This window comes from Gimesia sp. (assembly GCF_048262075.1).
GTDB lineage: Bacteria > Planctomycetota > Planctomycetia > Planctomycetales > Planctomycetaceae > Gimesia.
The window spans coordinates 655,951-670,668 of the sequence record NZ_JBLXFK010000001.1; the positions used below are offsets into that span (position 1 = coordinate 655,951).

10 protein-coding genes are annotated in these 14,718 nt (G+C 50.3%); 5 read left to right on the top strand and 5 right to left on the bottom strand.

All coding sequences use genetic code 11. The features are described from left to right. Positions 1 to 44 precede the first annotated feature (44 nt). Together ACN0YH_RS02400 and ACN0YH_RS02405 are read left to right on the top strand one after the other, a co-directional pair. Positions 45 to 1,055 (top strand): hypothetical protein, encoded by a 1,011-nt coding sequence (locus ACN0YH_RS02400; RefSeq protein ID WP_417377944.1) that lies wholly within the window; start codon positions 45 to 47, stop codon positions 1,053 to 1,055. Positions 1,056 to 1,072: 17 nt separating this feature from the next. Further along, positions 1,073 to 1,336 carry a hypothetical protein gene (locus ACN0YH_RS02405; RefSeq protein WP_417377945.1) on the top strand — a complete coding sequence of 88 codons (264 nt, stop codon included), beginning with the start codon at positions 1,073 to 1,075 and terminating at the stop codon, positions 1,334 to 1,336. A gap of 299 nt (positions 1,337 to 1,635) precedes the next feature. Here ACN0YH_RS02405 and ACN0YH_RS02410 read toward each other — a convergent pair whose 3' ends face one another. From ACN0YH_RS02410 to ACN0YH_RS02425, 4 genes are all read right to left on the bottom strand, one after another. Further along, positions 1,636 to 3,282 carry a hypothetical protein gene (locus ACN0YH_RS02410; RefSeq protein ID WP_417377946.1) on the bottom strand — a complete coding sequence of 549 codons (1,647 nt, stop codon included), beginning with the start codon at positions 3,280 to 3,282 and terminating at the stop codon, positions 1,636 to 1,638. 143 nt (positions 3,283 to 3,425) lie between these two features. Then, complete coding sequence (locus ACN0YH_RS02415; RefSeq protein ID WP_417377947.1) at positions 3,426 to 3,662, bottom strand: hypothetical protein; 237 nt, start codon at positions 3,660 to 3,662, stop codon at positions 3,426 to 3,428. A gap of 280 nt (positions 3,663 to 3,942) precedes the next feature. Continuing rightward, positions 3,943 to 4,566, bottom strand: a complete 624-nt coding sequence (locus ACN0YH_RS02420; RefSeq protein WP_417377948.1) for a hypothetical protein — start codon at positions 4,564 to 4,566, stop codon at positions 3,943 to 3,945. 141 nt (positions 4,567 to 4,707) lie between these two features. Beyond that, entirely contained in the window at positions 4,708 to 6,039 is a 1,332-nt protein-coding gene (locus tag ACN0YH_RS02425) for a Gfo/Idh/MocA family protein (RefSeq protein ID WP_417377949.1), read from the bottom strand. A 335-nt stretch (positions 6,040 to 6,374) separates the two neighbouring features. Here ACN0YH_RS02425 and ACN0YH_RS02430 point away from each other — a divergent pair, with 335 nt between their 5' ends. Both ACN0YH_RS02430 and ACN0YH_RS02435 read left to right on the top strand, forming a co-directional pair. Continuing rightward, the gene (locus ACN0YH_RS02430) at positions 6,375 to 7,811 is read left to right on the top strand and encodes a hypothetical protein (protein WP_417377950.1); all 1,437 of its coding nucleotides are present in this window, start codon (positions 6,375 to 6,377) and stop codon (positions 7,809 to 7,811) included. Between the two features lie 785 nt (positions 7,812 to 8,596). Next, on the top strand, positions 8,597 to 10,033 hold the full coding sequence (locus ACN0YH_RS02435) for a sulfatase-like hydrolase/transferase (protein WP_417377951.1): 1,437 nt from the start codon (positions 8,597 to 8,599) through the stop codon (positions 10,031 to 10,033). 206 nt (positions 10,034 to 10,239) lie between these two features. On the opposite strand, the gene ACN0YH_RS02440 is transcribed toward ACN0YH_RS02435, so the two are convergent. Beyond that, on the bottom strand, positions 10,240 to 12,663 hold the full coding sequence (locus ACN0YH_RS02440; protein ID WP_417377952.1) for a fatty acid cis/trans isomerase: 2,424 nt from the start codon (positions 12,661 to 12,663) through the stop codon (positions 10,240 to 10,242). Positions 12,664 to 13,100: 437 nt separating this feature from the next. Between ACN0YH_RS02440 and ACN0YH_RS02445 the strand changes: the two genes are divergently transcribed. After that, positions 13,101 to 14,513: a sialidase family protein gene (locus ACN0YH_RS02445; protein WP_417377953.1), complete on the top strand. Its 1,413-nt coding sequence runs from the start codon at positions 13,101 to 13,103 to the stop codon at positions 14,511 to 14,513. The last annotated feature ends 205 nt before the right edge of the window (positions 14,514 to 14,718 follow it).

Sequence of the window (14,718 nt, forward strand, 5' to 3'; positions counted from 1 at the left end):
CGTTTAGCGTTTAGATCGTCTTCCTGACCTGAAAGAACAAGCCAATGAAGAAAAGTGTCATCCGAACTGCAATGGAAATGATTACCGAAGGTAAATACGCTCCCGTTGCAAAAACCTTGCTATCAGAAGCTGTGGCCACTCATGAGTTAACCCTCCCGTGGCGATCGAGTCCGCAGATCCAAGGCTATGGAGTTTCCCATCGTCAGACGAGTGGTGATCGATTAAAGGATCTCGCGCTTAAAGTTTATGTAGATAAGAAGAAGCCCAAACATATTCTAGGGGATCAATTAGTTCCACCGAAAATCAAGATTCCCGAATTGGGGATTACGGTCGAAACTGATGTCGAGGAAATCGGTTCCATCGAACTAGAATTAGATACAGCTCGACATCGTCCCGCCTTCCCAGGTTGCGGTTTGGGCCATGTCGATGTGACGGTGGGAACTTTTGGTTGTCTTGTTCAGAAAAAGGGGGATAGTTCCAAGCTCTATATTTTAAGTAATTCACACATTCTAGCGAACGAAGGTTTGGCATCGATCGGTGACAACATCATTCAACCAGGGGATTATGACGGAGGGAATGCTCCTAACGACGTAATTGCCAAACTGGCCGAGTTTGTCCCCTTTGATTTCAATGTATCTGCCGAGAATCATGTAGACGCTGCGATTGCTCGTGTAATACGAAAAAACCAGGTCATTTCCAAAATCGCGGTCATTGGTGTCCCGCCGTCCGATGTCGGGGTGGCTCGGATTGGAACGCGCGTAAAAAAGACCGGCCGTACAACTGGCTTCACTTTGGGTGAAGTGTTGGATACAGACTTTAAAACCACGTTAAAATATAAGAAAACCAAGACTACAGAAGGTGAGGTTAAATTTGCTGACCAGGTTCTGTGCACGCGATACACTGCGGGGGGCGACAGCGGTTCAATCGTGCTTCACGAGACGACAAACAAAATCCTCGGTCTCCATTTTGCCGGTTCCCCTTCCACGAGTATTTTTAATAAAATTCATCACGTAATCAATGAACTGGATATCGAGATTGTAACTAGGGATCTATAGGTAAAATTAAGGCGGAAATGAAAACTGGTTCGAAGAAATCCTGTCGCGAGGCGATTGAGTTTGCTGAACAATCGCTGATGAAAATTCCCAAAGTCGTCGGTTTGGGAATTATTCGCTCAACATTTAATCACGGCTACCGTGTCGCAGTCTATGTATCGGAGTTGCCGATGAACGAAAAGGAACGACAATCCTTTCCCCAAACTCTCCCCGTCCCGAGAAGTAATAAAATAGTCGATGTCGAGATTCAGAAGATCGGTAATGTCGGAAAAGAATCATTGTAAAGGATCGAAAACAGAACGTGTACGGTGCGATTCTTTTTGGCATTCAGGGTGACAGGCCTTGGAACTGACCTCTCGAAGGTAATGCCCGGTTCATCTCCCAACCACAGTACTGCCTAATTAATCAGATTCTGCGGGACTGTGGCAGAAGTAGAATCTTCACTTCTGCATCCCTATGCAAAAGTGAACAACAAGCTATATAGAGTAACGATCAGGCGTTTCATGATTGCTCGGGCTACAAACTTGCAAGGTGGAATTCAATTCACCAGAGTCATGCGGAATTGCTTGCCTCGTTTATTATTTTACTTTAAACCAAAATGTTTACCGATGAAAGCAATTGCATCGTCCAGAGGTTTATAAGCCCTGCCACCTTTTGAATTGTAATTTCTATCAGCAAGAGTTCTATGTGAATGGCCTAAGTATAACTGATCTAAATGCATATATTTAATATTTTCAGTTAGAGCTGTTATGCCTGATTTTTTTACATACTTCAACTGGAGGCCATCAAAGCCGATTTCTTTTCTATTTTTATCCCACCACCTGCAAACGTTATCTGATCTGGTAGAAACGATGTTATTATCTTTATCTACTGAAATTGACTCAGAAATTAACCGTGCTGATCTGGTGGATTGCAAAGCATATTCTTCGTCAGTGCAGGCTTCCATCTGTTTTTTTAAATGCTTTAAGGTGATGTCCCAGAGTTTGTAATTTACTACAGGTGGATTAGGGTATTTTTCCGCCTTCTTTCTGATCCTGATGATTCTCCCCTCTTTCAGGTCGATTTCGTCCCGCTTCAAATCATTTAAGTCTGATTGTGTCATTGCACAATTTAACATTAATAAAATCCAGCACTGATAGCGTTCAGGAACTTTTGTATCTTTCGCGATAACCCTTTGAATGTCTGCTTTAGTCCAGAGTTTTTCATACTTGCTTTTGGCAAATGCTATTTTCTTATTGTTCTTAGACCGAAAAACAAAGAGCCTGCTTGTGATGTTATTTGGCAGGTGCTCTAAAGCACAGGCTTCCTCTGACACGCAATAGACAACGAATGTTTTGAAGAACTGAAAGTACAAACTCTTATTCGCATACTTAGATTCTGACAAATAGCTGTGATATTTTTTTAGTGTTTCACTGCCCACTTTTTCAATTGGTGTTTTTTCTCCGATCCACTCACTAAACTTGCAAAGCCTTTCTTTAGCATCTCTGAAAGTGCTGATTTCAATTTCACCATTCAAAGCCTGATTGCCTTTAGCCTTCAGATAATCCTCAACCCAGTAGCCTACTGTCTGTGGGAGCTTTTCAGGTGATTCTGTAAATTCTGTTTTTTCCTTCCATTCTTCTGGAAGCTGAAAAGTCATAGTGCCAATATGATCTTTTCCAAAATAACGGCGTACTATGTTATCTGCGAGTTCACTCTTGCCTCTCAATGCGCTCATGACCGCCCACCTGAAATTGTTTTCTTCTGAGCTTATATCAGGGTTGACAATTTCGAATTCTTCAATTTCATCCTGAGTCAGAGATGTTGAAGAATCAACTTCTGCAATATATTGATCTGGATCATCAAAAGCGACTTCAAGCCAGTTGATAAACTGATCAACCTGCTGTGCCATTTTCTTTTCTTTGGTGGTTTGTTCTACAGCATGATCAAAATAATTTTGTACTGCTTTGAATATGTCAATATGGTGCTGAATCAAAGCTAGGTATGGCTTCTCGAAATCCATTTCCGCCTTCAGGTTTAACCATTCCCGTAATGCTGATTCATAGCCTGCTTTCGTAATGGGGTGCTTGAAATAGTGGTATTTCCCATCCACCATTTTTTTCCAGTGATTGCGGGGTTTATGCTGCGAAAGTTCCAGTCTTACCCCTGCGGCCTTTTGTCGGTCTGCCCACGTCTTGACTCTTGCTTTTTGGGGCTTGCCGTTTGATTTAGAGACTTGGATTTTTGTCATATGAATGCGCTTCCTGAATCAGATACACGTTAATTTAAATTCGGAACGGTGTTCTGTACCTGATTGTGTTGTACCTAAATCGTACCTTTTTTGAAATCATTTAGGTACAAGAACCGCTGTTTTACAGCTAGAACATGCATAATCTAGATGACTTTTAATCCGTAGGTCCAGGGTTCAAGTCCCTGCGCCCTCATTTTCTTACTCTCTTTCGCCCTAATGACTTGCGTCTTTTCGGGCTTCTCTGATTTCTTGCGATTTTTGGCAGTGTCACCAGAAACGTCACCAAGATGCGCCACTGTCTGCCAGATCGCCTCTGCTGCCTTCTCTGCATTGCGTCCGACATAGAATTTGAGCGTTGTTTCCATGCTTTCGTGTCGCATCAGCTGCATCAATACCTGGAACATCACTTTCAATGACCAGCGTTCACCGAGATCGGTAAACAGCCCCCCTACCAGCTTTGATTATAATTTGCGGGTTTACTCTGGTCACCTGATCCTGGAGCGCATCACATTTAAGTATAGCGTCTCTCAATCTAATAGACTTGGGGCAAACAGCCCTGGAAACGCTACTGTAAAACTGGATACAGTCTACATCACCTTTCATTCACTTTCTCAAGTGAACAAGTCTGGGGGGAGGTGAGCGGTGTTCAATCGAGGCGGATTACTTCTGCAGATTGCGGTAAAACTTGTTGCGTATATTTTGCATCGACTGCCAGATATTGGCTTTCATATCCTGTGACGAAACGCAGACGAACAGATAGCCGTGTTTGGAACTTTTATCTGTCCAGGCCTGGATGATCAGATTCAACGTTTGCGGTTTCTGTGTGACAAACGGTTCTGTCCAATTGACCGTGGCGGCATATTCTGTGAGCCCCTGGGGGTAAATCTTCTGCGGATCGACGGGCATGACTTTTGTCAGTTTGCAGGTGAACCCGCTGGTATCGATTTTCTTTTTTCGGCTGTTGAAGATGGTACGCGACAGCCCCTGATAATACGTGAGTAATTCGCGTTCGATTTTTTTTTGTGTCAGTTCAGTGCCGGGATCGATTTTGAATACGAAGAAGTAGGAGAAAAACGTATTCGATTTTTCCAGAAACATGCCCGGCGAAAACCGAGCTTCTTCGATCCCTTTGAACTTCATTTCCCTGGCAAAGGAAGGGGGCAGTGATATTTGCTCCCCCTTCCAATCAGCGGGAACAGTGATGTGCTGCGCCAATTCCGCATCGGCAGCTAACACGGTGATCGATCCAGACAGAATTGCCAGAATAACTAGAAATCGGCGCATTACAAAAGCCTGCATACAAGGCACTTTCCATCTTGAGGATTGCGGGGGTTTAGAGCGTATCACTTTTTATCATAGCGTGCCTCAATCTAATCTACTCAGCCCAAATGGCCTTGGAGACGCTACTGACAAACGGGACACAGTCTAAATCGAAGCGATTTCAAAACCAGTGCGGTAGTCCCGCGTCAGGTATTTGTTGGCCTCCGAGTTGTTCGTAATCTTGAGCGCTTTGCCATCGAATTCGAGGGTTTCGCCCGGGAAGAACGCGGCCACATTTCCTAATTGTACGGCTTCGGTCAGATGGCCTCCGTATTCAAACCCGTCGCTGGGCTGTTTTCCGGACAGGCAACCATCGACCCAGCCATGATAATGGTCGAGACTCTCCACCGGTTCTATATTAACACCTTCGATATTGACGAACGGCTGGCCGACATGGGGCAGAATCATGTTGCCTTTTTCACCAACGAAAATTGAGCCTCCGTTCGGCAGAGATTGGCCGGGTAAAAGTTTGGCGATTCCGGCACTTGGCCGTCGTCCGCCATCGTACCAGGTAATCGGCAGACTGCTTCCAGCCGTATATTGAGTGCCGGGAATGACGTATTTGATGGTTTCCTGGGCGGGCCAGACTTCATCGTTCATGCCTGTGTGTTCCGAGTGCACGCTAATCGGATCGCCCGTAATTTTGAGGGCCGTGTACACCGGGTCGAGTAAATGACAGCCAAAATCGCCGATGGCTCCGGAACCGAAGTCCTGCCAGTCTCTCCACGTAAAGGGATGGTAGACCCGGTTTCCGCCGTAAGGACGCATGGGGGCCACGCTGACCCAAAGATTCCAATCGAGTGATTTGGGCACTGCTTCATTATTCGCAGGCCGGTCGAGCAGACCGCTGCGTCCATGTCCGGTGGTGCCGACATAGGAATGTACGGCCGACACTTTTCCGATAACGCCATCCTGAATCGCTTTCACACCGGTGCGATAAGCGGAGTGCGAATGGATCTGGTTACCCATCCGTGTGATGACACCTGATTTTTTTGTCTGTAATCGCATCTGGCGGGCTTCCCAAACCGTGCGTGTCAGCGGTTTCTGGCAGTAAACGTGTTTACCGCGTTGCATCGCGTCGATGCTGATGATGGCGTGAGTATGGTCAGGGGTTGAAACCGAGACGGCATCGATTTTATCCCCCATCTCCTCCAGCATTTTTTTGTAGTCCTGAAAGACAGGAGCCTCGGGGGCCAAAGGTTTGACTTTTGCGGTCCGCGACAGATCGACATCGCAAAAGGCGACGCATTTCACTTTATCGTGGCTGGCAATGAGCTTGATATCGGAATACCCTTTGCCGTCGGTGCCGATGCCCGCAAACTGCAACTGTGAATTCAAATTCTGTCCGCGGACAAAAGCAGGAGCGGCGAACGCGGACGCGGCTGCAACGGATGTTTTCAAAAAATCGCGGCGGGTGGTATCTGAGGGGGATGTCATGATTGCGGGATTCCTGCTAAGTATTTTAGTGGGAAGTATTATGGGTCAGAGCCGGTTTATCGTTTTCGGTAGAATCACGATTATAACATAAACAGTCCGCGATACGTCAATTGAGTCAGCGTGGTGAAGTGGGAGTAAATTCGTAATTTGTTCTGCATCCAGGTCTGGTGGTAGTCCATGAATTTTGATTCGTGATTCTTCAGCGTTTGTTTGTTAACATATCAATCAGAAGATGATCCAGAATACATAAAACGAATACGATTCTGGAAGGAGCAGTTTGTTTGTAACCATCGGTGCACAGGAAAACCATGACCATTTGACTGAAAGAGGATACCATGTTTGTGCGGACAATATTCTTCACGCTGCTCGTCTGGTGTGCCACGAAACCTGCCAGCGAGGTAAAGGCCGAGCCGAGTCAACTGCGAGCGGGGGCTTCCGCAGTGGATGTTTCACCAAAGCAGTTTCCTGTCAGCCTGCGAAGCGGAAAAGCAATGGATCAAAGTGCCATCCACGACCCGCTGCATGCCCGAGCGATCGTCTTGAATGATGGCAAGACCATTGTTGCGATTGCCGTACTCGATGCACTCGGTGCTCCCCCCGAAATGCTGAACGAAGCGAAACAGATCGCATCTAAAAAAACGGGCATCCCCGTTGATCGAATCCTGATTTCGTCGACGCATTCGCACTCGGCTCCGCCTTCCAACCGGACGGAAGGTTCTCCGGGGGATGTCGCTTATCGGGACGTTCTGATCAAAGGACTTGCCCAATCCATCATCCAGGCATTCGATCAACAGCAAACCGCTTCGCTGGGCATGGCGTCTCATGATCTACCTGAAGAAGTCTTCAATCGACGCTGGTTTCTGCAGCCCGGAAAGATGCCTGCGAATCCCTTCGGGAAAATGGACATCGTGAAAATGAATCCGGGAACCAGCCCGGCCGTGCTGGAGCGGCCCGCTGGCCCTGTTGATTCTGAATTGATGGTCCTTTCCATACAGAATCAGAAGCGAAAACCGCTGGCCTTACTGGCCAACTATGCGCTGCATTATGTGGGAGGCATTCCCCAGAGACATGCTTCAGCAGACTACTTTGGCGAGTTCGCGCGCCTGATGCCCAGTCGGCTGCGTGCGGGGCAAGACTTCGTAGCCATGATGTCGAATGGCGCCTCGGGAGATATCAACAATATCCCCTTTCTCGTGAACCGCCCCCCACGGGAGCCGTTCGAGCAGGTTCGTATCGTGGCGAGTAAAGCCGCCGATACCGCTTATTTTGCTTACAAGAAAATTGAGACCCACGAACGCGATCTCACGATCGACATGCTGGAGCGAAAGGTCGACTTGAAATACCGACGCCCCTCTGCAGAAGATGTCTCTGCAGCACAAAAAGTGCTCGCTTTAAACGACAAGAACGAAATCGCCAGGCTGCCTAAAAAAGCCATCAATTACGCACGCAAAGTGGTCCAGGCTCACGAACGGGAAGAAGACTCCCTCACCGTCACCATCCAGGCCATTCGCATTGGTGAATATGCCATTGTTGGCATCCCCTTTGAAACACTGGTTGAGATCGGTCTGGAAATCAAAGATCGAAGCCCGTTCACTCGCACGATGGTCATTGGATTGGCCAATGGTCGACACGGCTACCTGCCCACTCCCGAACAACATCGACTCGGCGGTTACGAAACCTGGCTGGGCACGAATGTCGTTCAGAAAGATGCGTCAGTGATCCTGACCGACAATCTGCTGGAGATGCTGGGAGAACTTCATATGCGTCACTAATGCTCAGCAACAGTAGCGAATACACTGCTCGCTCGAGGGTATGAATAATGACAGTCATGACACGAGTCCGCAGCGATGCATCACCTTAACCAAATCGTACTTCGATGTGAACCATCAGTAACTCCATGCAAAGTCCACCAGCTTCACCGATGACTTAATTACTCATCACAGGTCCTGGTTTTCATATTAGCAAGAAACAAGGTGTCACTCATCATCTGACAATATTTGATTTACAAAATCACTCGCTATGTGGACAGATTAATCAAACTCATCCATGCTGCTAATTCGGCACACCTACCACCAAAACAAAACACTGGAGTTCAGGAGTGACTGAAGGAACACAAAGTGAGTGACAAACCCAAGCAGAAACCTGGTGTGCGCCCTTATCATGCTCTATCTCATCCTGGTACTCATCGCGTTTGCCATTTCTTATTTCTTTGGTGGAAACTTCCGGTAAGCGCGTTCATAATGATGATCAGCCTGACGGTTAGTCGCTCCGTTCTGTTCGCATAGTCCCGGAGCGATGAACCCGCCCAATGACTGGCGCTTATATCATTGGGTGGGTTTTTGCTGTATTTTGAAGAACAAACAAACGAGGTAGTCTACTTTCCATTCGGAGCGGTTTGTAGATCATCCGTGCGCTGTAGAGGTATCAGCATTTTATGTCTTTCTGCCAGCCGCGGAGGTTGAATCATCCGCAGCGACAGTAATGATCGTAGCTGATGATCCTGATTTCAATCGGGCTTTTTTCACAACTTCAGCCACAAAGCAGAAAAGAGTAAATCATGCTGAATCGACGTATTTTGTTAGCAGCAATGGGAGCCGTACTATTCCTGACCGCGACGGAAGTCTCTTTTGCATCCAAATCGGATACGTCCGGTAAACCCAACATCATTCTGGTGATGGCCGATGACCAGGGCTGGGGAGACACCGGTTATAATGGTCACCCGTTTGTACAGACGCCGGAACTTGATGCCATGGCTAAGGACGCGTTCGTCTTTGACCGCTTCTATGCCGGCGCGCCGGTGTGTTCGCCGACCCGTGCCAGTGTGATGACCGGTCGCAATCCGAATCGGGCCAAAGTCACCAACCATGGCCGCTACATGCGTCCGCATGAGCAGACCATCGCGGAAACATTAAATGCGGCCGGTTATGTCACCGGCATTTTCGGCAAAGTGCACCTGGGTTCAGGACAGCCCGACTCCCCCTGCAATCCCAGTGGTATGGGATTCGATGAATGGGTGATCGGACTCAACTTTTTCGACAACGATCCCTACCTGAGCCGTATGGGAAAGATCGAGCATCGTAAAGGAAAAGGCTCGGTCATTCTGATGGATGATACGCTCGAGTTCCTCGAGAAACACAAAGACGGCGATCGTCCGATCTTCACGGTCGTCTGGTTCCCCTCTCCGCATGACCCGCACGCGGAAGTGCCTGAAGGCCCCAGTCTTTATAAGGGTAAACCACATGCGGGGTACTACCGTGAGATTACGCTGCTGGACCAGCAGGTCGGACGATTGCGACGCGCACTCCGGGACATGGGCATTGCGGAGAATACCATCGTCTGGTATTGCAGCGACAATGGTGGACTGGTCAAGGAGACTTCCGGTGGTCGTGAGAAAAAGGGGAGTATCTACGAAGGGGGCTTGCGCGTCCCCGGGATTATCGAATGGCCGGCACGCAAGCTCAAAGGTCGCACCTCGGTTCCTGTGGCGACCTTTGATATCTACCCGACCCTCCTGTCTATGGCCGGCGTGGAATTGTATGCGCCGCACCCGCTCGATGGCATGGATGTGAGCAGCATCATTTCAGGATCGGTTACCAAACGCAGTAAGCCGATGGGTTTCTGGCACAAATTACAGGGCGGTCAAGGCACCCGGAGCGACCAGATACAGAAAGCGATCATGGAAAAGCAACAGGCGGACGCCCCCTTACCACATGATCCTGTCAGAATGCGCAAAGACGTCGACGAATTCCCCCAGTTCCCCGAAAACACCACGACCGGACATGCCGCGTGGAACGACTGGCCCTGGAAGCTGCATCGCATCAACGGTACCAAATTCGAACTCTACAATCTGAGCGATGACCCGCTGGAGAAATCCGATCTTTCCCAAGATCCAGAACAGATGCAACGACTGAAACAGATGAAGCAGGAGCTGAATGCATGGATGCGGTCTGTCATCCAAAGTCTCAATGGAAAAGATTATCAGGAATCGAAGTAACAGGGGGAGCCCGGTATCCGAATCGGTGTGGTAGGTTTTCCCTGTCAGCTTCCTGCTCGCTGCGAATGTTTCTAATTGTAACCGCGACTGTCAATTCAAACAGGTGACTTTTATCTGATGCGCACTGTCGGCCAAGCTGACGGAGGGCACCCGGGTGGCTGACATGTGGGGTTCGTCTGGTCTTCCGCTGTCTGGTGCTGCCATCTTCAGTATCTGGAATCGAGCAGCATGTAGTATTTCAGATCGAAATAACCGGCATCGGGTTGACGGTTCTGGAAGTTCCAGTCGGTCAGCCAGTCGAGGAGAGGCCAGAACGCGGCTGTGTTACGCAGTGTGCCGTATTTATTTTTCCAGGCTGTCCATTGTGCGGGCGTGGAGACGGCGTTCAGTTCGGTGAGACATGCCGAAGCCTGCTCCAGTTTCAGATCGATGATGAGATTGGGGAAATCTCCCACCAAGCCGTGGTAAGCGCTCATTGTATCCAACTCTGGCTGCCGGGCGCCATTTTCGTCGAAGACAACATTATTAAAAGCGTACGAACGGTTGGCGACCAGCGAGTAGACGCGGCTTTCTTTCCCCTTGGTCAAACGGATGAAGGTGTTGCTGGGTAAAAACCGGGTGAACTTAAGCTGGGTCCGCATGGTGAGTGTCGAGACAACTGCCTCCCAGCCAGCGAAGTCAACCACCGGGTCGGTCAGTTTGACATCCGGTTTGTCCCCGGTGTTGAGCAGATCGCGCGGGCCACTGACGGCTTCCGTGAAGCGGCGTTGAATCTTGCTGAGCACGCCTGAAATAGGGTCCAGCCCTTGCATGTCGATCCCCTGTCCGGCTTCTTCGCCGGGAAACGGCATCCGGAAGAGCAGTTCCTGTCCGATGCCGCGCGTCCAGAGGTCTCGGTATTTCTGACGGTCGTCGACCGGTAGCAGGCGGAGAAAGTTGTCTTCGAACTCCTGCCGTAGCCGACTCATGAATTCCCAGGTAGCAAGCTTTTGTTCGACACTGCCATAATATTCGTAGTTGACGACCAGGGAGTAGTAGAGGCGTTCGAAGCCACTGTAGTCGATCATCCAGAATGTGGGGGGAATGCCGCCCTGTCGTCCGCGTAAGACGGTGGCGTTGGTTTCATTCCGGAGAATCGTCAGCCAGGCGTTTGAATTCTTCTGATCCCCGTCCCAGACATCGTCGATCTGATAACCGGTTGGCTTGTATTTATCAAGCATCCGGTTATAGGCCTCGTTATAGACGGCGTTACCCTCGATGCCGTAATCCATAAAATCATTCCACGACTGAAGACCGAGTTCCGGCTTGAGGACGGAAGGATCGTGAGCGGGATCAACAAAGAAGACCCAGAAATTGTCTTTAATGGCATAAGTCGCCAGGTTTCCGATGCAGACCGGTCCGCGAATCATGCCGCTGACGATCAAGTGAGAATTTTCCACGAGGAATTGAGCACGCGACCGCGCGGGGATCGCCTGGAATACTTCGAAGGGGTTGTGGCTCGAATAGCCGGGCGCCAGGCTCTTGTCGGCTATCGGATCGACTTGAAAAAAGAGTTCCTCGAGGCGTTTCAGTCTGGCGTCGTCGAGCTGCCACACAAACAGCGACTTCTGAACCCGCGCTTCGGTAACTTTTTTCAATCGATAGTAGACCTTGTCGACGCCGTCGAGGTAGGGTGTGTCATAAGGTCGGGCCGTCTTGATCTCGTGAACCGGACTCGGCACGACGACCTGTTTTCCGTCTGCGTCGTTTTTGACCTGGATCGGCGGTGTGGTAGAACGGACGAGGCGGAAGTATTCGCCCGGTGATTCGTCAAAATGCAGCGTGGCGAGGAAGGCATGTTCGAAGATAAAGCGACTGACCAGGGGCGAGAGTGCGGCTGGCTGGTTCAGAAAGGCTTCCCAGCGGGCGATGACTTCCGGCTGCGCTAATTTTTCGACCTCGGCCATCACGTCCGCCGTGGGTCCTGGTGAGCCAGCGGTGATCCATTCGGAAAAGAGTTGATTCTCGTCCGCTGACAAGGCAGGCAGCCCGAAGGGCATGCCCGCAGTCGGACGTTTTTTGAGATAAGCGTCAATGCCCCCCTGGGTGCACGGACAAATATGAGTGTTGACTGATTGATAAACCGGTTCAAGTGGCTGCAAATCAAAGGGGGGCTGGTTATGCTCGGTGCCCGCCACCAGCATGCGGAACAGAATGCTTTTCGCGGGTCGTTCCTCAGGCGGGCCCTGCTGTTCGACGACGCTGCAGAAGCCCTGCTCGCGCCAGGCTGCCAGGGAAGGCTCGTCATGTAAGCGGACCGGTTTTTCCGCAAACAGGTGCGTGGCGTCGGGATTGACTTTGCGTGCACCGCGGAGCAATCCTTCATAACACGTGAGCTTCAGCAGACAAGGCGAGTCAAGGCAGCCATGACAGACAATGCAACGCCGGTTGAAGATCGGCTGAATCTTGTCGAGATAGTAGCTGCCATCGAGATGCGAATCTGTCGATACCGGGTATACGGGCGGAGAATAAACGAAGGGTTGCCAGTTTGACTCTTCGCGTACCTGCTCCCAGAGAATACTCCCCACAATCACGCCGACAACAACGAAGAGGAGCAGCGCAACAACAATGTAGCGAACCTTGTTTTTCAATGCCCTATCCCAACACCATCCTGAGAAACGATTGTAGCTCGAGGTTCACGCTCACCTGAACCGAAATTCAAGATAGGCGTGCATAAAATTGCTGTCAACCCACGCCGGTGAATTGGTTTGGGTAGGTGGGCGACTGCACCTGCATTTTACAGGAGTAGAGACAATCTTCTTTTTGTATTGCATTGCTCTGGGACCTCCTGCTCACTGTGCTCGGTCTGAATTTTATTCGGCCCCATCCGTTGAGGTGGGAGGACTTGATTTGATGCGCACTGTCGGGCCAGCCGACAGATGCACCCGGTCGACTGTTATCATAAATGGCAGACTGGCAGGTGAAACAATACAATGGGTTCCGATTTTTGCATTAGTTGTATGCGCGGTGGGACGCGTGTACGATGGGGTCTGTACACGTTTCAAGTCATACTAAAATGAGAACTAACATGCGTTTCCTCTTCAGTCCCTTATTATTGGTGCTCGTCTGCACGACCAACGCAGTTGCGCAAGACAGCGGCAAGTCGAACACCGAAGAAAGACCTGCGCCCCGGATCAAACTGACGATGGGGGAACCGCATGTGATCGCGCGGGGGATTCGGCCGGAGGAGCAGTTGTGGGGGCCGTATCAGTTTCCGCGGCCCTATCGGCTGAAGGACCGGTTTGTGGTTTCCGTGCATGTGAAAAACGATGATATCAGTAACTATGGTGCGACGGCTCTCTGGTTTGAAAGTCGCGATCAGGGTGTGACCTGGAAAGAGGTCGCTGATTCGGTCGCGCAGGAGTGCGGTCTGCTGCTCCCCAGTGGTGACCGGGTCTATCTTCCGCCGGAATCCGGTGTCGACGTGAGCGAATACAAGCAGATTCCCTGGAACAAATACACGCCTGGCTATGATTTCTCAAAGCAGGCGGAGGAAGGAACGCTGCCGATTCCCGATGGCATGACCTTCTGGATGGGAGGCACGACGATCAATGCATTTAACGCGGATCGCCTGCCGCCAAGTCTGTCTAAAAAGGAATGGACCCTGTATCGAATTCCGAAGGGGCAGACAAAACCCGTTCTCGAACACGCCCGGGTGGACTGGCCGTACCTGACGCGAGTGGTCCATATCAGCCGCAATGGAAAGAAGACGTTGAAGTCGATCTTTCCGCGGGGCAATCCCAAACTGGGTCCCGACGGCGCGATCTGGGTGAGTGTGTTTTCAGGTGAGGGGCATCTCAATCCGGAAAACGGGCAATACAGCCCCTACTACTCTGCGGAGATCTTTCGTTCGGAAGACAACGGTAAAACGTTCCAGCGGCGGTCACATCTGGAATATGAGGCTGACGGCCACGCGTTTCCCTACAAGAGTGGTGGCTTCAGCGACAGCGACTTTGAGTTTATGCCGGACGGCTCGATTGTCTGGTTCCTGCGATCTACCTGGTATTCCTCGACCGGCAAGGAATGGGACCCGATGTATATGACGCGTTCGACCGATAGCGGACGGACCTGGTCGAAGCCGGTAAAGTTCGACAAAGTTGGTATCCTGCCACGACTGTGCCGACTTGATAACGGGGTGACGCTGCTGTGCTATGCACGGCCGGGTACCTTCGTGCGGGCTGCGCTCAACGAGAGCGGAACGAAGTGGACCGAACCGCTGGTCGTGATGACGCCCGGTGATCGGAGCGGCCTGGCCAACAAGCCGGTGGCTGACCCCACCTTTCACGACTGGGACGGCTCCTGCAATAACCCGGAGATCGTGCCTCTGGATGAGAATAGTGCCCTGCTCTTCTACAGTGACTTTTATTATCCGGATGAGAATGGCGTGAAACGCAAAACGATTCTGTGCCGAAAGATTACGGTGGAGCGGGAGGCGGAATGAAATGCGGGCAGATTTCTCCCATTCATTTTGCTGCCACGTATAGCACGAAATGAAACGAAAGCAGGTGGAGCGCTGCAAGTGATATTTCGGAACCAACTCTGTTGATATGTAGATAGCCTGTTGCCTTTCGCTAATGCGATTTGAGACGATCTCATATCAATAAATTGCCCTGTTTTTGCGTGGATTTACCGCCGGTAATACCCGT

Coding starts and splice junctions, on each gene's coding strand:
- ACN0YH_RS02400 (WP_417377944.1), top strand. CDS start 45: ATGAAGAAAAGTGTCATCCGAACTGCAATGGAAATGATTACCGAAGGT.
- ACN0YH_RS02405 (WP_417377945.1), top strand. CDS start 1,073: ATGAAAACTGGTTCGAAGAAATCCTGTCGCGAGGCGATTGAGTTTGCT.
- ACN0YH_RS02410 (WP_417377946.1), bottom strand. CDS start 3,282: ATGACAAAAATCCAAGTCTCTAAATCAAACGGCAAGCCCCAAAAAGCA.
- ACN0YH_RS02415 (WP_417377947.1), bottom strand. CDS start 3,662: ATGCGACACGAAAGCATGGAAACAACGCTCAAATTCTATGTCGGACGC.
- ACN0YH_RS02420 (WP_417377948.1), bottom strand. CDS start 4,566: ATGCGCCGATTTCTAGTTATTCTGGCAATTCTGTCTGGATCGATCACC.
- ACN0YH_RS02425 (WP_417377949.1), bottom strand. CDS start 6,039: ATGACATCCCCCTCAGATACCACCCGCCGCGATTTTTTGAAAACATCC.
- ACN0YH_RS02430 (WP_417377950.1), top strand. CDS start 6,375: ATGTTTGTGCGGACAATATTCTTCACGCTGCTCGTCTGGTGTGCCACG.
- ACN0YH_RS02435 (WP_417377951.1), top strand. CDS start 8,597: ATGCTGAATCGACGTATTTTGTTAGCAGCAATGGGAGCCGTACTATTC.
- ACN0YH_RS02445 (WP_417377953.1), top strand. CDS start 13,101: ATGCGTTTCCTCTTCAGTCCCTTATTATTGGTGCTCGTCTGCACGACC.